This window comes from Bacillus sp. z26 (assembly GCF_058313635.1).
This window is the reverse complement of the sequence record NZ_JBZFQM010000002.1, coordinates 795,225-815,771: the sequence shown is the minus strand read 5'-3', so window position 1 is coordinate 815,771 and position 20,547 is coordinate 795,225. Positions and strand designations below refer to the sequence as shown.

Genomic DNA, 20,547 nt, shown 5'->3' with positions numbered 1-20,547 from the left:
GATTGGTGTTTAACTTTTAAGGGGCCGTTCATATTAGGTGGCCTTACACTTATTTGGAGACTGATAGAATCGTATACCCGCTTTCTGAAAGGGTAAGCTGGTTCTTATTATCCCATTGACTTTTAGAATCCATATAAAGAGGTTTGGCTTCCTTCCATTCATCCATAGATAAAGATTTAGGTTCTTTGCCAAGATTAATGCAAACATAGGAAAGAGAGTCTTCGCTTTCTCTTTTATACATGACTACTTCAGGATCATGAGAGACAAAGAGAATATCGCCTTCATTGGCAAGTTCTTTATGTTTTTTGCGCAAGTTGATTAGAGTTTGTACGTGCTTATGCAGATCCAGATTTTGGCTTTCCTCATCCCAAGGCATACATTTACGGCAGCCCGGATCCTGTTCACCATCAAGCCCAATTTCATCACCGTAATAAAGGCATGGTGTACCTGTAAAGGTTAGTAATATCGTGAAAATCTGCTTAATCTCATCTAAATTGTTTTTACATTCTGTTAAAATTCTTGGCGTGTCATGGCTTCCGACTAAATTAAAAGCGGCCATATTCACAGTGTGAGGGTACATATGATACACCTTCGTCATTTTTTCAGCGAACTGTACCGGCGTAATCGATTTCTTAGCGAACATTTCTAATATAGCTGTTAAAAATGGGTAATTCATCACGGCATCGAATTGGTCTCCACGCAGCCAAGGCATGGAATCATGCCAGATTTCCCCCAGTATGTACGCATCCTCTTTTTCGGATCTAACGGCTTTGCGAAAATCACGCCAGAAATCAAAATCCACTTCATTGGCCACATCAAGTCTCCAGCCATCAATATTACACTCACGAATCCAGTACTTAGCTACATTCAGCAAGTATTCTCTTACTTCCAGATTTTTTGTATTTAATTTTGGCATGGTTTCTACAAAACCAAAAGCATCATAATTCAGATTCTTTTCATCCAGTGGAAGGTTGTGTGCATGGAACCAATCCTTATACTTGGAATCTTTCCCTTTTTCAAGTACATCCTGAAATGGTTTGAAATGATAGCCGCTATGATTGAAGACAGCATCGAGCATCACTCTAATTCCACGTTTATGACTTTCCTCTACGAGCAGTTTTAATGTTTCCTTCGTCCCGAATTGCGGATCAAGTTCCATATAATCAATCGTGTCATATTTATGATTGGAATAGGCATGGAATATTGGTGTGAAATAAATACCGTTTATACCGAGATCCTTTAGATAATCCAAATGATCAATGACACCTGCTAAGTCACCGCCAAAGAAATTGGTTGTTGTTGGTTCTGTACTTCCCCATGGAAGTGTACCTTTAGGGTCTAATTTGGTATCACCATTTGCAAAGCGTTCAGGGAAGATTTGGTACCAAACCGTATCTTTAACCCATTCAGGAGCACTGAATACTTCTGTATGATGAAGGTATGGCAGGGCAAATAGTAGGCCGATATCAGGAAGCTCCTCATAAAATCCTTTTTCGGAAAAATAGGCTGTTTCTCCGTTCGTGTCAGTTAAGCGAAAGGCATATCGAGCTCTTCGGTGTGGAAGTTCAATGGTATAGCGCCAATAATCATAAAGTTCATCACTGCCCGTGTATTTCATATCCTCAGCTTGGTAAATCCATTTGCTTTCTTTAAATTCATAGGGATCCCCATGTATTAATTCCATTTTTGTAATGTCATTTTTCTTACTCATGATCATAATCGTGATGGAGTTTATTGAAGAACTGTACATAAATTGATCTCGGGCAAAGTGTATAACAGATGCTTTATCCATATGATATTTCTCCTCTCAGTATATACGAAAAATAAATGCAAACGCTTGCGCTACCCTGACTTTAACTATATCAGTTCAAGGCAGTATATCAATCTAAAAAAAACAGATTATACCATTGTATTTCTACCCATAATTTAAAGGAAACTAACTCAATAATTTTTGAAATGGGTTTAATTGCAAGTCCAATCGTAATTTTTTCCTATTCTTCCAAAAATACTTTGTTTCCGGATTGACGGCTGGCAGTACAAAGGGATAAGGTTATTTATGGGAGAAATAGGGGGGACAGATATATGTTGAAAAAGGTAATGGCCATACTGCTGATGCCGTTAATCTTGCTTTATGCAGTACCTGTATCTGCTGCTGAAAAAGCGGACGGAGATTGGCAGGATGAGTCCATCTACTTCATCATGGTGGACAGATTTTATAACGGGAATACGAAAAACGATTTTAGTGTAGACTTGGATAATTTTAATACATACCAGGGCGGGGATTTTGCCGGTATTATTGAAAAACTTGATTATTTGCAGGAAATGGGTTTTACCGCTATCGCACTGAATCCAATCGTTGAAAACACAGAATCAGGCTATCATGGGAATTGGGCTTTGGATTACAAGAAAATTAATGAGAATTATGGAACATTAGAGGAATTTAAAAAGCTTGTTGAAGAAACACATAAACGTGATATGAAAGTAATTGTAGATTTTAATCCGAATCATGTTGGGCCTGATCATCCATGGCTTAAAGAACCAGCAAAAAAAGAGTGGTTCCATGATAAAAATGTACTGGCTTCGGGTAGCCAAAAGGAAGGTATACAGACTGGATGGATAGACGGATTGCCTGATTTGGCACAGGAAAATCCTGAGGTTGCTGCCTACTTGCTGGATGCTGCAAAGTGGTGGATTACTGAAACCAATATTGATGGCTACCGGTTAAATAGTCTTCAGTACGTGCCTGTTGATTTTTGGGAAACCTTCAGTAAAGAAATGAAATCAGTGAAGAATGATTTCTTTCTGCTTGGTAACGGGACTATTGAAAATGAATCTGATTTGGTTGCCCTTCAGAATTCAGGTATTTCCGGGATAATAGATGATCAACAAATGAACGCGTTGAGAAGGGTATTTGCTAAACCGGACCAGGAGATGGATTCATTATTCTCTATCTGGAGTGAGCGGTTGAAATCAATGAGTCAGCCTCATCAGTTGGGAATCATGGTTGATAATGAAGACATTCCCAGATTCACAAAATCAATGGAAGATAATAATCAATTCCCAGGTACAAGATGGGAATTACTTATGACCTATATGTACACAACACCTGGCATTCCAATGGTGTATTACGGTTCTGAAATAGCCTTAAATGGCAATAAGATACCCGATAATCGAAAGATGATGGATTTTAGAACAGACAAGGACCTAATTGAATATATTAGTAAAGTATCAGAATTACGCAACGAGTATCCGGCTCTGCGAAAAGGAACACTTGAGCTTTTGGATGAGCAAGATGGTATGGCCGTCTATAAAAGAGAGTATAAAGACCAAATAATGATTGTTGCGATTAATAATAGTTCGAAAACAAAAACCATTCAACTCGATCCAACTAAGCTTGCATCAAATGAAGAGTTACGTGGCAGGCTTAACGGAGATATGGTAAGAGAAAGCAAGGATACCTATTCAATCACATTGGATCGTGAGACATCAGAAGTCTATTTGGCAGCTAAAAAAAGTGGCGTGAATTACGTTTATATGGCTGTTATTGTCTTCGTTATTATCGCATTTCTTATTTTTCTTTATCTGGCTTGGAAAAAAGGCAAACAGCAAAACAACCATACTTGAAATATAATGGAGGGATCTAATATCTCTCCATTTTTTTTAATAACAACCATAGATTAATTAACATAAGTGAGGATGAAAGTGCTTGAATAAGAAGTGGTGGAAGGAAGCAGTTTGTTATCAGATTTATCCAAAGAGTTTTAAAGACTCAAATGGAGACGGAATCGGTGATCTGCAGGGAGTAATTAGTAAGCTGGATTATTTAACCGAGATGGGGATAGATGTTATTTGGATTTGCCCTATTTATCAGTCCCCAAATGTAGATAATGGATATGATATCAGTGATTACCAATCAATCATGGACGAATTTGGAACCATGAAAGATTTTGACGAATTACTTGAGGATGTTCATAAACGGGGTATGAAGCTTATAATGGATCTCGTTGTTAACCATACAAGTGATGAACATCCTTGGTTTTTTGAATCCAAAACGGCAGTGGATTCACCGAAAAGAGATTGGTATATATGGAGTGATGGCAGACCTGGTATCCCTCCTAATAATTGGGAGAGTATTTTCTCCGGCAGTGCATGGGAATTTGATGTGGAAAGCGGGCAATATTATTTGCATGTATTTGCAGCAAAGCAACCGGATTTGAATTGGGAAAACAAGGAGATGAGGGAAGCTGTATACGAAATGGTCAATTGGTGGCTGGATAAAGGGATTGACGGATTCCGGGTTGATGCAATTAGCCATATTAAAAAGAAGAGTGGTTATCCGAATGACTCAGGGGTGAAAAGTGGCGGAATAAAAGGATTCAAGATGTACACGATCCAAGACGGAATTCATGATTTTCTTCAAGAATTAAAAATGAACACCTTCTCAAACTATGACATTATGACGGTTGCGGAAGCAAGTGGTGTAAGTGCCGAAGATGCAGACCCATGGGTAGGAGAAAATAACGGTGCTTTTGATATGGTGTTTCAATTTGAGCATTTAAGTTTATGGGAAAAAGAAACCAAAGTGGATCTCGATCTTGTAGCATTAAAACGAATCCTATCAAAATGGCAAACTGAGTTACATGGTAAAGGATGGAACGCATTATTTATTGAAAATCATGATAAACCACGCATTGTGTCAACGCTTGGAAATGATCAGACGTATTGGAAAGAAAGTGCTAAGATGCTGGGAACTATGTATTTCTTTATGCAGGGTACTCCTTTTATTTATCAGGGCCAGGAAATTGGTATGACTAATGTGGCTTTTCCTTCTATTCATGATTACGATGATATTAGTATGAAGAATTATTACCAGCTGGAAACGGCAAAAGGGAGAGACCATCTAGATATTATGAAAGTGATTTGGAAGAACGGACGTGATAATTCTAGAACACCTATGCAATGGGATAAGTCGCTAAACGGTGGATTTACTTCGGGTATCCCTTGGATGAAGGTGAACCCGAATTATAAGGCGATTAATGTCAACGATCAGCGTTATGATTCAAGTTCAATTCTTTCCTTTTATAAAGAAATGATTCGGTTGCGCAAGAAGTACGATTGTCTTGTTTATGGTGAGTATAAGCTTTATTTCGAGGATGATCCGAATGTATACATGTACTCTAGATTTACAGATGAGCAAACGGCATTAGTTATCTGTAATTTCAGTGAGTATCAGCAGACTATTAAACTTCCGGTGTTCGATGGGTTGACAGGTGAGCTTATTCTTAGTAATTATAATAATCAGTATGATGAAGTGGACGGACAGATTAGCATCTATTTATTACCATATGAATCAAGAGTCTATCTCTTCAATCAAATCGCTAAATAGGAAATGGGGAACAATCGTATGGCGATAACGATAAAAGATGTAGCGAAATTGGCAAATGTGGCACCGTCGACAGTATCCAGAGTAATTGCCAACAATTCACGAATAAGTGAGAAAACAAAAAGAAGAGTTAGAGAAGTTATGGAAGAAATTGGATATCATCCGAATTTTATTGCGAGAAGTTTGGCAAATAAATCGAGTGAAGTTTTAGGCATTGTTATGCCAAAGTCCGGTGATGGATCATTTCTCAATCCATTTTTCTCCACAGTTATGAAAGGGTTGAGTCAGGCAGCGCATGAAGATTTATATGGCTTGCAAATTACAACAGGTATATCAGATGATGGGATATTTGACGAAGTTGAAAAAATGATCCATGGCGGCAGAGTGGACGGAGTAATTTTACTCTATTCCAAAATAGATGATAAAGTTTTGAACTATCTTTATAAAATGAAGTACCCGTTTGTTGTTATCGGAAAGCCTCCTATGCATGATAGCAGTATTACGTACGTAGACAACGATAATTTTCAGGCGGGTAAAGATGTAGCTAAGTATTTGCTGTCGAATGGCCATAAGGATATCGCCTTTATTGGGGGTAGTGCTCATCTTGTCGTCACGATTGAACGGATGAGAGGATATGAAGAAGTATTGAAGGAAGCTGGAATACCAATTTTAAAGGAATATGCGATTCATGAAGATTTTATGCTTGAAGGTGGAAAAGAAGCTGTCAAACAATTAATGAATCTCGAAAAGCCTCCTTCAGCCTTGATTGTAGCAGATGATTTTATGGCGCTTGGTGTACTAAACATGCTCGATGAGATGGATATCAGTGTTCCGGAGGATATCTCAGTTGTAAGCTTTAATAATATTTTAACTTCACAATTGTCAAAGCCTCCGCTCTCATCTGTTGATATTGATATTGAAACATTGGGATATCAGGCCGTCAAATTATTGATTTCTAAAATTAAGAACCCCAAGGGGCCGACCAAGCGCATGATTATTCCGCATCAACTAATTATTCGGTCTTCAGTTGTCAAAAAGGAGTTACTTTAATAACTTGATAAAAAAACGGTGAAGAAACGTTATCTGGTTTCTTCACCGTTTGTTATAATATATCGTTTATCCGTTAACGACACTGCCGCCATTCACATGCAAAGTTTGACCAGATACATAGGATGAATCATCACTTGCCAGGTAAACATAGGTTGGAGCTAACTCATCGGGTTGTCCAATACGTCCCAGCGGAGTATTTTGTCCCCAGCTTTCCTCGATTTGTTCTGCAGAGAAGGAGGCTGGAATCAATGGTGTCCAAATAGGACCTGGTGCAACAGCATTAACATAAATACCTTTAGGAGCAATACTATTGGAGAGGGCACGGGTAAAGGATACAATCGCCCCTTTTGTCGATGAGTAATCAATTAACAATGGATTCCCCTGATAGGCTGTAACACTGGCAGAATTGATGATTTTTCCGCCTTTTGGAAGATGTTTTAAGGCTGCTTTCGCCATGTAAAAATAACCAAATATATTGGTTCGGAATGTACGTTCCAATTGTTCTGCTGTAATGTCGGTAAATTCCTTCTGAACATGCTGTTCCCCGGCATTATTAACAAGAATATCAAGTTTGCCGAATGTTTCCACTGTCTTTTCCACAGCGTTTATACAAACTTCCTCAGAACCGACATCTCCTGTGATTAATAAGCATTTACGGCCTTCCGCTTCCACAAGCTCTTTTGTTTTTTCAGCATCTTCCTGCTCTCTGTCGACATAAAGAATCGCGACATCAGCACCTTCTCTGGCATAGTAGACTGCAACGGATCGGCCGATTCCACTGTCACCACCTGTGATAATAGCAACTTTATTTTTTAATTTACCACTGCCTTTATAGGAAGATGAAACGGTAATTGGTTCAGGATCCATTTTATGCTGCAATCCTGGTTGAACTTCCTGTTCCTGTCCTGGTGCACTTTCAAATCTTTCACTCATAACTAAATACCTCCATTATTTTTATCTATGTGTCTACTTTTCCACTCTTTGGAGAAATCAAACATGTTCCTAAAGCATAAAGTAATAGATTGTATGTTTGGCATTTTAATAGGATTATTTTGATTTAAGAAATAGTCTAAAATTAGAAGAAAGGGATAGAAAAAGGGTAACAATCACAAGGCATTGTTACCCATTCATTTGAAAATAGTACCGAACTAAATAGTCGATCAATTAACCATTAACAACAGATCCGCCATTTACATGGAGTACTTGTCCGCTGACATAGCTGGAATCATCACTTGCTAAATAAACATAAGTAGGTGCCAATTCAGATGGTTGACCTGCGCGTCCAAGTGGCACATTTTGGCCAAATTCAGCTACTTTATCAGCTTCGAATGTAGCTGGAATTAATGGTGTCCAAATTGGACCCGGTGCAACTGCATTCACGCGGATTCCTTTGCTGGCAATATTATTGGAAAGTGCACGGGTAAAGGAAACAATGGCACCTTTTGTTGAAGAATAATCAATCAATTGTGCGTTACCTTGATAGGCTGTTACAGATGTTGTATTGATAATTGAGCTTCCTTTAGATAAATGAGGAAGGACGGCTTTTGTTAAATAGAATTGTGAAAAGATATTGGTTCTAAATGTTTTTTCTAATTGTTCATCACTGATATCCAACAGGCTTTCCTGAGGATGCTGTTCAGCTGCGTTATTGACTAAGATATCAATTTTGCCGAATTCACTTTTAACTTTTTCAACGATTTCACGGCAAAAAGCACTGTCACCGACATCTCCAGCCAATAGCATACATTGTACGCCTTCGCTTTCTACTAAATCTTTTGCTTTATTCGCATCTTCATGTTCATTTAAATACACAATCGCAACGTTGGCGCCTTCTTTAGCATAATAGTGGGCAACGGATCGGCCAATCCCACTGTCTCCGCCTGTGATAATTGCTACTTTTCCTTTTAATTTATCGCTGCCTTTATAATTTTCATCGAATTCTTTTGGCTCAGGTTTCATTTCTTTAGTTACACCTGGTTGAGTATCCTGTTCTTGGGCTGGAAATCCATCTTTACCGGTTTTTATATCTTCATTCATTTCGCAACATCCTTTCCAATTAATGTTTCCCTATTGTTATTCCTCATTTATGGAAAAAGAAACATTGGAAAGTATAATTATTTAGCTGTTTGGTAATAAAAAGAGGGGTGCAACGTAGTTGAAGAGGGTCTTAAAATAGATAGAAATGATTATTCATTCGGAGTAAATCCAGTATAATAACTGCACCTGCAATTGTTAAATTGGATTTGGCAATAGAGGTGCAGTTTATTTAAGCTTTTTCTCTTTCAGCCTATGTAACTACTAGCGGAAGTTGATAAATTGAACCTCGATGGAAAGATCAGCTTCCCTAATCGCGGCGATAACTTGCTGAAGATCATCTTTGTTTTTTCCCGTCACGCGGATTTGATCATCCTGTATTTGGGATTTTACTTTGTTACCTGAATTTTTAATGATAGCATTGATTTTCTTGGCATTTTCTTTGTCTATGCCTTGTACCAATTTAGCTCTTTGCCGAACTGTCCCGCCTGAAGCACCCTCCAGTTTTCCATAATCAAGGTTTTTTATAGGAACGCCACGTTTAATCAGTTTACTGATTAAAACATCTTTCAGTTGCTCCATTTTGTAATCATCATCAGAAACAAGAACGAGTTCTTCATTTTCCAGATGAATATCACTTTTACTTCCTTTAAAATCATAGCGTGTTTTAATTTCTTTCACAGCCATCGTAACAGCGTTTGATACCTCGGATAGGTCAATTTTTGAAACAACGTCAAATGAGCTTTCTTTAGCCATATTATCCCTCCGTTTTTTATTTTCATTATAAAAAAACCTCTATATAAGTTCAAATACAATTAAAAAAGAGGATTTTAATTGAAATCCTCTTTATACACAGTTAAGATGTGAGATGGAGATTTTACTTATAAGTGATCAGTTTTTTTTGAAAAAGATTTTTTCCCGGCTTTTCGGTTTTTCTCTTCCTGGATATTTTTTAATTCATGCTTAGCTTGATTATCTCTGGCTTTTTTATTGTTATCTGAAGTATGATAGGCCATGTGTGCTATCCCCCTTGCAATTTATTTACTGTGAATATGTCTAGTATGTTGCTAGTAGGGAAAAATATGTATACATCAGAATACAGAGTCAGGATAGTTTGTTTAGGAAGAAAATAGCGATTGTTCCTGGACCGGCATGTGCGCCAACAGTTGCGCCGACAGATGAAATATAAACAGATTTTGGGTGGAAATTTTCTTCAATCAATTGCTTAAATTCCATAGCCTTTTCGATGTCGTCACCATGGCTGATACCAATTATTTGTTTATCTAATTGGTCACCGCGTTCTTTCATGGTATCGATTACGGCTTGCATTAGTTTTTTGCGGCCGCGGAATTTGTCTAGTGGGATCAGTTTACCATCTTCAACATTTAACAGTGGCTTGATATTCAATAATCCGCCGATAAAAGCTGAAGTTTTGGATATTCGTCCGCCTCGAGCCAGGTATTCCACATTGTCCACGGTAAACAAATGTTCCATATGGGAGGCAGTAAACTGTGCTGTTTTTTTCAGTTCTTCCATGGTGGCTCCTTTGGCAGCCTTGCGTACGGCTTCCATGACGACTAGACCATATCCTAAGGATGCACATTTGCTATCTATTATTTCCAAATGAAAATCTGGGTACTCAGCTTTAACTTCGTCTCTCATCATAACCGCTGTTTGGTAGGTACCGCTTAATTCGGAAGAAAAGGCGATATAAAGGCCGGGTTGTTTATTTTTTGCCAGCTGTTCAAATTTTTCATAAAAATTTTGTGGAGACACCTGTGATGTTTTAGGTGATTTTCCTGATCGCATGGCATCGTAGACTACTTTTGGTTTGATGGTAACTTGATCATCATATTCATTGTCATCAAGATGTACTTTTAATGGAAAAAGAATGATGTTGTTATCCTGGAAGTATTCTAATGGCAAATCACTTGCACTATCGGCCAAAATTTGTACACTCATATAGACACCTACTTTTTTAAAATTTTCTTAGTTTAATTATAAGTCTACAATCTTTTTTAGAAAACAAAATTGTTCACACACCTATCTTATCATGGGGAATTTATTTGTAGTTGTCAACATAAGGAGGAGCTAAAATTGGTTTGGAATGAAACAAAAAAAGTACTTGCTGTTGTGATTGGAGCTTTATTAAATGCAATTGCAATGAACTATTTCTTAATTCCCGCGAACATATTTGCGAGTGGGTTTACGGGTACAGCACAAATTATTTCTGCAGCATTGGACATGTTTACGAATATCAATGTATCAACGGGGGTATTATTACTTGCTCTTAATATTCCAATTGCTGTTCTAGCCTGGTTTAAGGTTGGGCGTTCATTTACAATGTACAGTTTTATAGCAGTTCTATTAATGTCTTTATTCTTGGAAATTTTACCTGTGCAATCCTATTCCGATGATATTATTCTAAATGCTGTATTCGGTGGTGTAATTGGAGCAGCCGGTATTGGAATCACCTTACGATTTGGTGCATCCACGGGTGGTATGGATATTGTGGCAATGATTCTTTCAAGGATCAATGATAAGCCAATTGGTATTTACTTTTTAATGCTGAATGGAGCTATTGTGGCAATAGCTGGTCTTATGTATTCAGAAGAACAGGCACTTTATACCATGATTTCCTTATATGTATCTACGAGAGTGATTGATGCTATTCATACAACACATATAAAAGTTACGGCTATGATTGTAACGAGACACGCCGATGAATTGAAACAGGCCATTCATTCCAAGTTGGTACGCGGAATTACGATGATTCCTGCTGTCGGAGCCTTTACTGGTGAAGATAAAAATATGCTGATGATTGTAATCAGCCGTTATGAACTTTATGATTTGCAGAGTATTATTCAGGAAGTCGACCCACATGCCTTTACGAATATCGTTCAATCTACCGGTGTTATCGGTTCTTTCCGTAAAGATTAAAAAAAGAGCACAAGACCTTAGTCTTGTGCTCTTTTTCATTAGTTTGAATGCTTTTCTAGGGAATCCAGTATATCCTGCATGGTATGCAATTGAGCCTGCTCAGCCAGAGTAGAGTTTGCAAATGCAGAAGAAAGCTCATTGCGTGCTTTGGTAATTAATTCTTGCTGATTAGAGCCTTTTATCTGGGCTAATTCTACTGCTTTCTGAGCACGGTTAAATAATTCATTACGCATTACAGTCCTCCACAGGTAGAATTTTCTGCTGCTTCCGCCTCTTCCATAGTTGTCCGATATGGGAATCGCTCACTATGTTTGGAAACAGCGGTCTTACCCTGTTGGACAAAGCGCTTTGATTTATTCCTTTTTCCCATGGAAAAACCTCCCGCATTCAAGTTGTGACTCTAAAACGAGTCGTTTTTATCATAACCAACAGGAGATATTGTTAGTCACGCAGACTTAATATTGAATTTTTCTTCAAGAAAGACGGCTATTCCATCCTCTTCATTCGATAACGTAATATGATTAGCTACCGTTTTCAGCTGTTCGATGCCATTACCCATAGCGACGCCAGTGCCAACATAATCAAGCATTTCTAAATCATTATCTTCATCGCCAAATGCGATAATATTCTTTCTGGATATCCCTAAATCTTTTGCGACCAAATCAACACCAACGGCTTTACTCATCCCACTTTTTACGATTTCTATAACATGCCATGGATCTGCCCAGCGCCTGTGATCAATAACTTCAGCATGGACATCTGAAAGATGTTTTCTGATCTCGGCAACATCATTTTCATCGGAATGTATGAGCATGGATGTAGGGGCCGACTGTAAAAATTGGCGGAGATCTCCTGTAGTTACACTAGGGCTTCCGAGTTGAAAAATATCGATTAATTTTTCATCATGGTAATGGAAATACACATCATCTTTTACTTCGGCGATTATATTGTGGAAACGATAATCATTCAAAGCTTCCACGATCTCTTTGGCAACTTTAATATCAAGCGGTGAATGATGCATGCCCCAGTCTGAATGCAGGGGATGATGGATAAAGGCACCATTGAAATTTACAATCGGTGTCTTAAATTGCATTTCACGATAGTATGGTTCGCTGGAACGGTAAGGTCTGCCCGTTGCAATCATGACTTCATGGCCATTATTTTGTAATGTTTGCAATACGTTTTTAGTACGAGGAGAGATGGTTTTATCATCTTTCAACAAAGTTCCATCTAAATCAAGTACAATTAAATGTTTATCTGTCATATGGCTCTCCTTCTAAATTAAGTTTATTCTAGAATTATAAGTTAAATTAATTCCATTTAGAATCTTCTTTTATATATCATAACAAGTATAAAGGTTTATTGGTATTGTTTGGTTTGTAAAATATATGTAAAGAATGGGGAATAACAATGATACAAGTAGAAAAAGTATATGTAGAACACATTCCCATGCTTATTGTAGGTAAGCAGGATATGAATAATGTCCCTATTCCTGGATTTATATTTCTTCATGGGTTCACCAGCGCCAAAGAACATAATTTACACTATGCTTACCTCCTGGCAGAAAAAGGTTTCAGAGTATTTTTGCCCGAGGCGTCCTTGCACGGGGAACGTGAAGATGGGGATACACAGAATTTATCTAGGTCATTTTGGAAAATTGTCATAACTTCCATAAAAGAACTTCATATAATTAAAAAATATATCACTGAACATGGATTAGCGATTTATGATTGTATAGGCCTTGGCGGGACATCTATGGGCGCAATCACGACGCTTGGTGCGTTAACTCAATATGATTGGATTCGTGTTGGAGTAAGTATGATGGGGAATCCGGCCTATAGAAAGTTTGCAGAGTACCAAGTGAATGAATTTGAGAAACAGGGAATTGATTTGGGATTTACGGAAGAAGAGAAATGGAAAGTATTCAGTTCTCTTGAAAAATTTGATTTATCCCTGCAACCTGAAAAATTAAGAAATCGGCCACTTTTCATCTGGCATGGGGAAATGGATCCGGTCGTACCTATTGCAGGTAGTCGTGCATTTATTGATAAACACCAAGAAAAAGTAGAAACAGGGATGATTACTTATATATCTGAAAAAAATGCCGGACACGCTGTAACAAGAAAAGGGTTGTTAGAGGCTGTAAACTGGATAGAAGAGAAGCTTGTATAAGGAATAAGAATGGTCAGATTGCCCAAAGTTTGGTAGGATTGAAGCATGAATGTAATGGAAGGAGAATGAATATGGACCAAGACATGAAAGATAGTATTATGAGTGCATTAGAAGAAGTTTTAGACCCAGAATTGGGTATTGATATAGTAAACCTAGGGTTAATCTATGATGTGGACATGACTGAAGAAGGTGACGTCACAGTTAAAATGACTTTAACAGCTATGGGCTGTCCTTTGGCTGGTACCATTGTCGATCAGGTACGGTATGCATTAAAAGAACTGCCGGAAGTGAAAAATGTAGATGTGGATATTGTTTGGACACCGGCATGGACAAAGGATCGTATGTCCCGCTATGCAAAAATTGCCTTGGGCATCCGATAATTGAGAAAAGAATTTTCAGGAGAGAGCTGTTTTATGGGCTCTCTTCTTTTATGCAGTGGTAATGAGGAAACGGGGAACTTTAAAAAAGGCGATTGAATCAAAATCCATATTAGCAAATGGCATAAAGTAATTAGCATACTGGATTGAAAATAGCTTTTATTTCTGATAAAGTAAAAATAATCAAATTATTTGCGGGGGGACTCATTATACGAGTTGAGAAGGTTAAAACCTGACCCTTTGAACCTGTCAGTTAACACTGGCGTAGGGAGCAATTAGTACATAGGCCTATTGGATATGTGCGAAAAGCTCTTCAGGTTTTTAGAAGAGCTTTTTTTGTTTCCAATTAAATAGTTTTGATTGCGGGGGGACTCATGAATGCGAGTTGAGAAGGTAAAACCTGACCCTTTGAACCTGTACAGTTAATACTGACGTAGGGAGCAATATCATCAGTTGATATGAGACCCTTTTTTAGTATGTGAAATACCCACACTATTAAAGGGTCTTTTTCCATACGTCCACCAAAAAATGGAGGGCTGAAAATGGCATTTTGCAACGAAGTGCGAAGAGAGGAGTATGTTTGCTGGAAAGGGAGGTTTGATTATCCATTCATATTAAAGCTCGCCGATGGAACATTGCCAATAGAGAGTTTGAACTATTATGTGCGCCATGCCCATGAACAAAAGCAAAACAAGTTAATAGAACTTTTCCATAAAAGCTTTTTGTACGAGTGGATTTTTGGAGAAATGGTGATGTCTAAACAAAGTTGGATTCCGGAGGGGTTAAGATAATGCTTAAACAAATTAGGAATAGGAAGCCACTTATTCATTGTATGACTAATTATGTGGTAGCACCTTTACAGGCAAACGGCCTATTGGCAGTTGGAGCAGCTCCTATTATGGCTGATGAAGAAAATGAAATAGAGGAAATTGTCAGTAAAGCAGATGCTTTACTCCTTAATATTGGAACACTCAATAAACGGACAAAAGAAGCTATGCTGACAGCCGGAAAGGCAGCAAATATCCATGGTATTCCAGTTGTACTTGATCCGGTTGGCGTGGGAGCGAGTACATTTCGTAAAGAAAGTGTTCAGGAATTCTTGGAAGAAATTGATTTTACTTTGATTCGTTGCAATGTAGGGGAGCTTGCCACCATTGCTTGTGTCGACTGGACACAAAAGGGAGTAGATGGTGGATCGGGTGAGATGGATCTTAAAAAGGAATCAAAGAAAATCGCCAATTTATATAACTGCTTTGTGATTGTATCTGGAGAGAAAGATGTTTTAACGGATGGATCCATATGCACCATGGTAGAAGGAGGCCATATCAACATGACACAGATTACCGGTACAGGGTGCTTGTTAAGTGCTATTTCTGCTGCTGCATTGACAATCAAGGAGGTAAATCTTGTCCATTTGCAGGAACTTTTACATGAATATAAACTTATCGGCAGTTTGGCCGGTAAACAATCTAACTATGTAGGTGATTTCCAGACAGTTATTTTAAATGAATTGAATCGGTTATCCAGAGGGGAGGACTTGATATGAAAGTAGTTATGACGATTGCTGGTTCTGATAGTGGTGGTGGAGCAGGAATCCAGGCTGATTTAAAGACTTTTCAGGAGTTAAAAGTATTTGGGACATCAGCCATTACGTCTTTAACAGCGCAGAATACAAACGGAGTACATGAAATCTATCCTGTTGATCCTTTGTTTGTTCGGAAGCAAATTGAAGTACTTGTTGAAGATTTTAATGTAGCAGCGATTAAAACAGGTATGTTATATTCTGAGGAAATTATTGAGGAAGTATACCACGTACTAAAGGATCTCGACATCCCACTTATTATTGACCCGGTTATGGTTGCAAAAGGCGGAGCGAGTCTATTGCATGAAAAGGCAGTTCACAGCCTGCGTAAAAAGTTATTCTCTATCTCTACTATGATTACGCCCAATATACCGGAAGCGGAAGTACTGAGTGGAATAGACATCGTAACTGCAGATGATAGAAAAAAGGCAGCAGAAATCATGATGAGCTATGGAGCAGAATGCGTGGTCATTAAAGGCGGCCATATAGATAATCAACAGGTTGCTGAGGATACAGTCTATTTGGTGGGTGGAGAGACATTCAGTTTGCAATCGGAAAGAGTACACACAAAAAATACGCATGGAACAGGATGTACCTTTTCTGCAGCGATTACGGCTTTTCTTGCAAATGAATATTCGACCCTTGGAGCAATTTTAGAGGCGAAAAAATTCATCCAAATGGGAATCAAATATGATTTGCAATTGGGACATGGGCATGGGCCGACGAATCATTTTGCCTATAATCAGTATGAAAAATGTGAGGTGATTCTAAATTGAATCGACATCTCCTTCGTATTTATTTTGTAATGGGTTCACAAAATATCTTAAACAATCCATTAGAAGTGCTTGAAGAAGCATTAAAAGGGGGAATCACTGCTTTTCAATTTCGGGAAAAGGGTGAGGGAGCATTCTCAGGAACTAAATATCTGGAATTTGCAAAAAACTGCCAGCGCCTTTGTAAACAATATGATGTACCGTTTATTGTAAATGATGATCTCGAATTATCGATTGCTCTTAATGCGGATGGTATTCATATCGGACAGGATGATCTACCGGTACAAAAAGTTAGGAAAATGATGGGGAACAAATGGGTTGGCGTATCTGTACACACTATGGCTGAAGTGGAAGAAGCCATTAAATATCGAACCGATTATGTAGGAATAGGACCTATATTTCCTACAAATTCGAAAAGTGACGCCAAGAAACCTAGCGGGACCAGATTTTTAAGAGAAGTGGCAGATCTTTATCCAGAACTGCCGATTGTAGGGATAGGCGGCATAACACCGGACAATACACGCGAAGTGTTAGAAGCAGGTGCAGATGGAATTGCCGTTGTTTCTGCCATCTCATTAAGTGAACATCCAACTAAGGCAGTTGAACTGTTTAAGCTTGAGATGACAAAAAATGTAAAAGCATGAAACGGATGCAATGCCTATGGGAATGATAAAAAAGGAAAGAGAAGTTCTCTTTGTCATTACACATACAGGAGGAACATCATGCATCGTTATGACGTAGCACAATTAAATGAAGATTAAATCAAATGAGTATCAGGATGAACTAAGTGAGCAATTAGATAAAGATATTATTTTAATTGCTTATCATGATGAGGTAACCAAATAATTTCGTATGAAAAGGCGATCACTGTTATAAACAGCTGTTCGTCTTTTTTCATATGAGCGATACCGGATTGTGATTATTTGGTAAAACATTAGGAGTTGGGTTAAGGTTAGAATAGACATTTTGTCTCTCTTTAGATGAACTAAACATACGAGCATTAGACATATAGATTAATTAATGGGGATGAAACAAGTGATGATTGAAAAGATTAGCAGTTGTACAGAACTCACTGACAAACATTGGGAGCTATTATTGAAAGCAGATCCTTCTAAACAGCAGATAGATGAGTATAGTAAAACAGGCTGGATTTTTGAACTCTGCCTGAATGGGAATGTGGCAGGAATCATAATAATCCGTCCAAATACACCAGACCGGGTTGAAATTAAGAACCTATCAATCGATGAAAAATGGCAGGGAAGAGGATACGCGAAAACCCTGATTGAATATGGCTGTTCTTTTTCAGTATCTAAAGGGTATCGCATTGCAGAAATTGGAACCGGGAACTCTAGTCTCAATCAACTGGCTTTATATCAAAAAGCAGGCTTTAGAATAATGGGGATCGACCATGATTATTTTAGTCGGAATTACCCTGAGCCCATATATGAAAACGGAATATTATGCAGGGATATGATCCGCTTGGAAAGAAAACTATAGTCATACTAAAGATTGCGGGATTAAGTCAATTGTAAATGAATACTAGTAGAGATAATTGTCTTTAAGTTATGAGAATGTTAGGATGACTATGAGAATAATGTTAAATTTTAGCAGACTTATATTCGGATGGGAGAGAAATATATGCTTCAAAATATTGGAATACCAGGGCTTATTCTGATTTTAGTACTCGCACTAATGATTTTTGGACCATCAAAGCTTCCGGAAATAGGGAGAGCATTCGGAAAAACATTAAGAGAGTTTAAAACTGCGACAAAAGGTATGATTGAAGATGATGATAAAAAGAATGAAAAGATAGAAATTGACAAAACAAAAACTCTTTAATTCTATAAGAGTTTCTGATTGTAGACAAAAGGAATTCAGAAGGATGTTATAGAGTCCATATTCTGAATTCCTTCTTTATTTTTTGAATATTGTTGAGGGTTTCTTACGCATACGTTAAGCCCTTATCAATGGTTTTCTTTAGGTCCTTTAATGATTAAAAAAGAGAGAATTGCTATCTGATACCGAGGAAATCCATATATCAAGCATCAGCACTATTCTTTAATAATTAATCCTAATAAGGAGGCAAATTGAATAGCCTGGTGTGTTGATACTTTACATCCATTTAAATCATTTATGGAAATCATAAGTGAGTCAAAATTAGAAGAACTAATATCGATTCCTTTTAATGATGTTTGTTCAAAGTTTGCTCCATTCAGGTTACATAAATTAAATTCTATTTTTTTAAGTTTACAGTCATAAAAATCTGCGTTTTCTAATGAAACCTCATTGAATATTACTTTTTCAAGCTTTGAATATCCAAATGTAGATAAGTTTAATATCGAATTCTCGAATTTCACATTACGAATAGAAGACTCAGGAAAATTACATCCCAGTAATTTGCAGTTAATAAATTCTACTCTATGAATGGAAGAATTACTTAAGTTAACATTGGATAAATCGCAATTTTCAAAACAGACATCTACCAATTCAATATGACTAAAATCGGTATTAGAAAACCGACAATTAGTAATCACTGAATTATATAGGCGTGCTCGATCAACAACTTCATTTGTAAAATCAGAGTTGGAGATTATACACATTTCTAGTATGGGATCTTCCTCATGAAAAATATCAGAAAAGTTCCTTTCGGTTAACTCTAACGATATTTTTGGTGTATCAATTTTCATAACCTTCCCACTTTCTAACCTTCATTTTTTATCTAAAAACAATTATATAGCATTTTAACAAAACCTTTTCATATATCGAATGAAAGAACTGTCCTTTTAGAGTGAGGCTTTAGTATATCACGAAGTATGAAGCAAATTATTAAAAGTCCAGTGCTATAAGGATCCTCTATGTAGTGATCAAATTAGAGTATCTTTTATTTTGTTGTTAAATAAAGGTTGGAAAGATCATTAAAACTATACATAAATGGTAGGTGGTTAATCATAATTTTGGTGAATAGCGGCTTTTGCAACCATAACAGGTAAGGATTAATAATATATGAATGATTGGCACTTGCTCTACCTATTACTCATTTAATCATGGAAGCTAATGATTTTAACGATGTTGATTAGGGATAAAGACCAATTTTTAGAATTTAAATAAAAATACATTTAATTTTATAAATATACATACTATAATAGATAGATATTACAGAATATACAATCAATAAGCGGGGTGGAAACATGGATGTCTCTGTTGTAGGGGCTACAGGATATAGCGGAATGGAATTGATACGTTTACTTTCGAATCATCCAACTTTCTGTTTAACGGCTGTATATTCATCGTCGAGTGTTGGAAATAGCCTTGATTCTGAGAATAGGCAATATTATGGACTTCTCCCACATATTTTAAATGAAGTAGAACCCGGGCTCATTGCAAAACAAAGTGAGCTTGTATTTTTAGCTTTGCCCAGCGGTATTTCAAAGGAGCTTATCCCGGAATTATCTGAATATGACGTGAAAATTATAGATCTATCCGGCGATTTCAGGTTGAAAAGTGGCGAAATGTATAAAAAGTGGTATAAAGAGACACCTGCACCTAGTCATTTATTAGACAAAAGCGTGTATGGGCTCTCTGAATGGAACAGGGATAAGATTCGTGAGAGTCGTTTGATTGCAAATCCCGGTTGTTACCCTACTGCTGTTTTGTTAGGATTGGGACCACTTTTATCGAGTGAATTAATTGAATCATCTGACATTATTATCGATGCAAAATCAGGTGTATCAGGAGCAGGTAAAAAGAGTAATGATTCAACCCATTTTTCTCATGTAAATGAAAATCTATCAATCTATAAAGTTCATCAGCATCAGCATATTCCAGAGATTGAGCAACAATTAACAGAATGGGATTCTGCGCTCACTCCGATTATGTTTACTACACATCTCACCCCTATGACACGCGGAATTATGGTAACGATGCATGCAAAAGTAAAGCCTGATGTTACAGCTGATCATATCAACAATGCTTTCCTTGAATCTTATCAAAATGAATACTTTCTCCGATATCGAGGTGAAAATTGCTTTTCTTCCACAAAGGAAGTCTATGGCTCAAACTTTTGTGATATCAGTTTCCGATTAGATGAAAGAACCGGAAGAGTTACGGTGGTTTCTGTGATTGATAATCTAGTTAAGGGAGCTGCTGGTCAGGCAATTCAGAATGCAAATATCATGATGGGGCTAGAAGAAACAGAAGGGTTAGGTTTTTATCCAGTCTATCCATAAGAGACAAAGG

23 protein-coding genes, 1 pseudogene and 2 riboswitches are annotated in these 20,547 nt (G+C 37.4%); of the genes and pseudogenes, 14 read left to right on the top strand and 10 right to left on the bottom strand.

The annotated features are described in order from the left end of the window. Positions 1-49: 49 nt before the first annotated feature. The gene (locus AC4G3K_RS09140; protein WP_491133116.1) at positions 50-1,792 is read right to left on the bottom strand and encodes a glycoside hydrolase family 13 protein; all 1,743 of its coding nucleotides are present in this window, start codon (positions 1,790-1,792) and stop codon (positions 50-52) included. Between the two features lie 170 nt (positions 1,793-1,962). Between AC4G3K_RS09140 and AC4G3K_RS09135 the strand changes: the two are divergent. The 4 genes and pseudogenes from AC4G3K_RS09135 to AC4G3K_RS09120 all read left to right on the top strand — a co-directional run. After that, positions 1,963-2,048 (top strand): annotated as a pseudogene (locus tag AC4G3K_RS09135) (sugar ABC transporter permease); the annotation flags it as partial. 34 nt (positions 2,049-2,082) lie between these two features. Then, positions 2,083-3,624, top strand: a complete 1,542-nt coding sequence (locus tag AC4G3K_RS09130; protein ID WP_491133115.1) for an alpha-amylase family glycosyl hydrolase — start codon at positions 2,083-2,085, stop codon at positions 3,622-3,624. 82 nt (positions 3,625-3,706) lie between these two features. Then, positions 3,707-5,386 (top strand): glycoside hydrolase family 13 protein, encoded by a 1,680-nt coding sequence (locus tag AC4G3K_RS09125; protein WP_491133114.1) that lies wholly within the window; start codon positions 3,707-3,709, stop codon positions 5,384-5,386. Positions 5,387-5,404: 18 nt separating this feature from the next. Beyond that, positions 5,405-6,433 (top strand): LacI family DNA-binding transcriptional regulator, encoded by a 1,029-nt coding sequence (locus AC4G3K_RS09120; protein WP_491133113.1) that lies wholly within the window; start codon positions 5,405-5,407, stop codon positions 6,431-6,433. A gap of 66 nt (positions 6,434-6,499) precedes the next feature. On the opposite strand, the gene AC4G3K_RS09115 is transcribed toward AC4G3K_RS09120, so the two are convergent. From AC4G3K_RS09115 to AC4G3K_RS09095, 5 genes are all read right to left on the bottom strand, one after another. Continuing rightward, positions 6,500-7,366, bottom strand: a complete 867-nt coding sequence (locus tag AC4G3K_RS09115; RefSeq protein ID WP_491076496.1) for an SDR family oxidoreductase — start codon at positions 7,364-7,366, stop codon at positions 6,500-6,502. Between the two features lie 231 nt (positions 7,367-7,597). Next, entirely contained in the window at positions 7,598-8,470 is an 873-nt protein-coding gene (locus AC4G3K_RS09110) for an SDR family oxidoreductase (protein ID WP_491133112.1), read from the bottom strand. Positions 8,471-8,731: 261 nt separating this feature from the next. Beyond that, positions 8,732-9,223, bottom strand: coding sequence for a YajQ family cyclic di-GMP-binding protein (locus AC4G3K_RS09105; RefSeq protein WP_491076498.1), 492 nt, complete (start codon positions 9,221-9,223; stop codon positions 8,732-8,734). A 125-nt stretch (positions 9,224-9,348) separates the two neighbouring features. Then, positions 9,349-9,483 carry a DUF3941 domain-containing protein gene (locus AC4G3K_RS09100; protein ID WP_491076499.1) on the bottom strand — a complete coding sequence of 45 codons (135 nt, stop codon included), beginning with the start codon at positions 9,481-9,483 and terminating at the stop codon, positions 9,349-9,351. Positions 9,484-9,571: 88 nt separating this feature from the next. Then, positions 9,572-10,429, bottom strand: a complete 858-nt coding sequence (locus AC4G3K_RS09095; RefSeq protein ID WP_491076500.1) for a DegV family protein — start codon at positions 10,427-10,429, stop codon at positions 9,572-9,574. 135 nt (positions 10,430-10,564) lie between these two features. Between AC4G3K_RS09095 and AC4G3K_RS09090 the strand changes: the two genes are divergently transcribed. Next, positions 10,565-11,407 (top strand): YitT family protein, encoded by an 843-nt coding sequence (locus AC4G3K_RS09090; RefSeq protein ID WP_491076501.1) that lies wholly within the window; start codon positions 10,565-10,567, stop codon positions 11,405-11,407. A gap of 38 nt (positions 11,408-11,445) precedes the next feature. Here AC4G3K_RS09090 and AC4G3K_RS09085 read toward each other — a convergent pair whose 3' ends face one another. From AC4G3K_RS09085 to AC4G3K_RS09075, 3 genes are all read right to left on the bottom strand, one after another. Then, positions 11,446-11,640: a DUF3813 domain-containing protein gene (locus AC4G3K_RS09085; protein ID WP_491076502.1), complete on the bottom strand. Its 195-nt coding sequence runs from the start codon at positions 11,638-11,640 to the stop codon at positions 11,446-11,448. Then, the gene (locus AC4G3K_RS09080) at positions 11,640-11,777 is read right to left on the bottom strand and encodes a hypothetical protein (protein WP_491076503.1); all 138 of its coding nucleotides are present in this window, start codon (positions 11,775-11,777) and stop codon (positions 11,640-11,642) included. The genes AC4G3K_RS09085 and AC4G3K_RS09080 overlap by 1 nt, the downstream gene beginning before the upstream one ends. Positions 11,778-11,852: 75 nt before the next feature. Further along, entirely contained in the window at positions 11,853-12,671 is an 819-nt protein-coding gene (locus AC4G3K_RS09075; protein WP_491076504.1) for a Cof-type HAD-IIB family hydrolase, read from the bottom strand. 146 nt (positions 12,672-12,817) lie between these two features. On the opposite strand from AC4G3K_RS09075, the gene AC4G3K_RS09070 reads away from it, so the two are divergent. The 8 genes from AC4G3K_RS09070 (at position 12,818) to AC4G3K_RS09035 (ending at position 18,150) form a co-directional block, all read left to right on the top strand. Then, positions 12,818-13,579, top strand: a complete 762-nt coding sequence (locus tag AC4G3K_RS09070; RefSeq protein WP_491133111.1) for a prolyl oligopeptidase family serine peptidase — start codon at positions 12,818-12,820, stop codon at positions 13,577-13,579. 71 nt (positions 13,580-13,650) lie between these two features. Then, positions 13,651-13,959: a metal-sulfur cluster assembly factor gene (locus tag AC4G3K_RS09065; RefSeq protein ID WP_491076506.1), complete on the top strand. Its 309-nt coding sequence runs from the start codon at positions 13,651-13,653 to the stop codon at positions 13,957-13,959. A 183-nt stretch (positions 13,960-14,142) separates the two neighbouring features. Continuing rightward, positions 14,143-14,244, top strand: a riboswitch (TPP riboswitch). Between the two features lie 66 nt (positions 14,245-14,310). After that, positions 14,311-14,413: riboswitch (TPP riboswitch) on the top strand. A gap of 85 nt (positions 14,414-14,498) precedes the next feature. Then, on the top strand, positions 14,499-14,747 hold the full coding sequence (locus AC4G3K_RS09060; RefSeq protein ID WP_491076507.1) for a hypothetical protein: 249 nt from the start codon (positions 14,499-14,501) through the stop codon (positions 14,745-14,747). Further along, positions 14,747-15,502: a hydroxyethylthiazole kinase gene (gene thiM / locus AC4G3K_RS09055; protein WP_491133110.1), complete on the top strand. Its 756-nt coding sequence runs from the start codon at positions 14,747-14,749 to the stop codon at positions 15,500-15,502. Before AC4G3K_RS09060 ends, thiM begins: the two co-directional genes overlap by 1 nt. Next, a complete protein-coding gene (gene thiD, locus AC4G3K_RS09050) occupies positions 15,499-16,314 on the top strand; it encodes a bifunctional hydroxymethylpyrimidine kinase/phosphomethylpyrimidine kinase (RefSeq protein WP_491133109.1) in 816 nt (271 codons plus the stop codon). The genes thiM and thiD overlap by 4 nt, the downstream gene beginning before the upstream one ends. Beyond that, the gene (gene thiE, locus AC4G3K_RS09045; RefSeq protein WP_491133108.1) at positions 16,311-16,955 is read left to right on the top strand and encodes a thiamine phosphate synthase; all 645 of its coding nucleotides are present in this window, start codon (positions 16,311-16,313) and stop codon (positions 16,953-16,955) included. Before thiD ends, thiE begins: the two co-directional genes overlap by 4 nt. 394 nt (positions 16,956-17,349) lie before the next feature. Beyond that, positions 17,350-17,808 (top strand): GNAT family N-acetyltransferase, encoded by a 459-nt coding sequence (locus tag AC4G3K_RS09040; RefSeq protein WP_491076511.1) that lies wholly within the window; start codon positions 17,350-17,352, stop codon positions 17,806-17,808. A gap of 141 nt (positions 17,809-17,949) precedes the next feature. Continuing rightward, positions 17,950-18,150, top strand: coding sequence for a twin-arginine translocase TatA/TatE family subunit (locus tag AC4G3K_RS09035; RefSeq protein ID WP_491076512.1), 201 nt, complete (start codon positions 17,950-17,952; stop codon positions 18,148-18,150). A gap of 212 nt (positions 18,151-18,362) precedes the next feature. Here AC4G3K_RS09035 and AC4G3K_RS09030 read toward each other — a convergent pair whose 3' ends face one another. Beyond that, positions 18,363-18,998, bottom strand: a complete 636-nt coding sequence (locus AC4G3K_RS09030; RefSeq protein WP_491133107.1) for a pentapeptide repeat-containing protein — start codon at positions 18,996-18,998, stop codon at positions 18,363-18,365. 501 nt (positions 18,999-19,499) lie between these two features. On the opposite strand from AC4G3K_RS09030, the gene argC reads away from it, so the two are divergent. Further along, positions 19,500-20,537, top strand: a complete 1,038-nt coding sequence (gene argC / locus AC4G3K_RS09025; protein ID WP_491133106.1) for an N-acetyl-gamma-glutamyl-phosphate reductase — start codon at positions 19,500-19,502, stop codon at positions 20,535-20,537. The last annotated feature ends 10 nt before the right edge of the window (positions 20,538-20,547 follow it).

Coding starts and splice junctions, on each gene's coding strand:
- AC4G3K_RS09140 (WP_491133116.1), bottom strand. CDS start 1,792: ATGGATAAAGCATCTGTTATACACTTTGCCCGAGATCAATTTATGTAC.
- AC4G3K_RS09130 (WP_491133115.1), top strand. CDS start 2,083: ATGTTGAAAAAGGTAATGGCCATACTGCTGATGCCGTTAATCTTGCTT.
- AC4G3K_RS09120 (WP_491133113.1), top strand. CDS start 5,405: ATGGCGATAACGATAAAAGATGTAGCGAAATTGGCAAATGTGGCACCG.
- AC4G3K_RS09115 (WP_491076496.1), bottom strand. CDS start 7,366: ATGAGTGAAAGATTTGAAAGTGCACCAGGACAGGAACAGGAAGTTCAA.
- AC4G3K_RS09110 (WP_491133112.1), bottom strand. CDS start 8,470: ATGAATGAAGATATAAAAACCGGTAAAGATGGATTTCCAGCCCAAGAA.
- AC4G3K_RS09105 (WP_491076498.1), bottom strand. CDS start 9,223: ATGGCTAAAGAAAGCTCATTTGACGTTGTTTCAAAAATTGACCTATCC.
- AC4G3K_RS09100 (WP_491076499.1), bottom strand. CDS start 9,483: ATGGCCTATCATACTTCAGATAACAATAAAAAAGCCAGAGATAATCAA.
- AC4G3K_RS09095 (WP_491076500.1), bottom strand. CDS start 10,429: ATGAGTGTACAAATTTTGGCCGATAGTGCAAGTGATTTGCCATTAGAA.
- AC4G3K_RS09085 (WP_491076502.1), bottom strand. CDS start 11,640: ATGCGTAATGAATTATTTAACCGTGCTCAGAAAGCAGTAGAATTAGCC.
- AC4G3K_RS09080 (WP_491076503.1), bottom strand. CDS start 11,777: ATGGGAAAAAGGAATAAATCAAAGCGCTTTGTCCAACAGGGTAAGACC.
- AC4G3K_RS09075 (WP_491076504.1), bottom strand. CDS start 12,671: ATGACAGATAAACATTTAATTGTACTTGATTTAGATGGAACTTTGTTG.
- AC4G3K_RS09070 (WP_491133111.1), top strand. CDS start 12,818: ATGATACAAGTAGAAAAAGTATATGTAGAACACATTCCCATGCTTATT.
- AC4G3K_RS09065 (WP_491076506.1), top strand. CDS start 13,651: ATGGACCAAGACATGAAAGATAGTATTATGAGTGCATTAGAAGAAGTT.
- AC4G3K_RS09060 (WP_491076507.1), top strand. CDS start 14,499: ATGGCATTTTGCAACGAAGTGCGAAGAGAGGAGTATGTTTGCTGGAAA.
- thiM (WP_491133110.1), top strand. CDS start 14,747: ATGCTTAAACAAATTAGGAATAGGAAGCCACTTATTCATTGTATGACT.
- thiD (WP_491133109.1), top strand. CDS start 15,499: ATGAAAGTAGTTATGACGATTGCTGGTTCTGATAGTGGTGGTGGAGCA.
- AC4G3K_RS09040 (WP_491076511.1), top strand. CDS start 17,350: ATGATTGAAAAGATTAGCAGTTGTACAGAACTCACTGACAAACATTGG.
- AC4G3K_RS09035 (WP_491076512.1), top strand. CDS start 17,950: ATGCTTCAAAATATTGGAATACCAGGGCTTATTCTGATTTTAGTACTC.
- AC4G3K_RS09030 (WP_491133107.1), bottom strand. CDS start 18,998: ATGAAAATTGATACACCAAAAATATCGTTAGAGTTAACCGAAAGGAAC.
- argC (WP_491133106.1), top strand. CDS start 19,500: ATGGATGTCTCTGTTGTAGGGGCTACAGGATATAGCGGAATGGAATTG.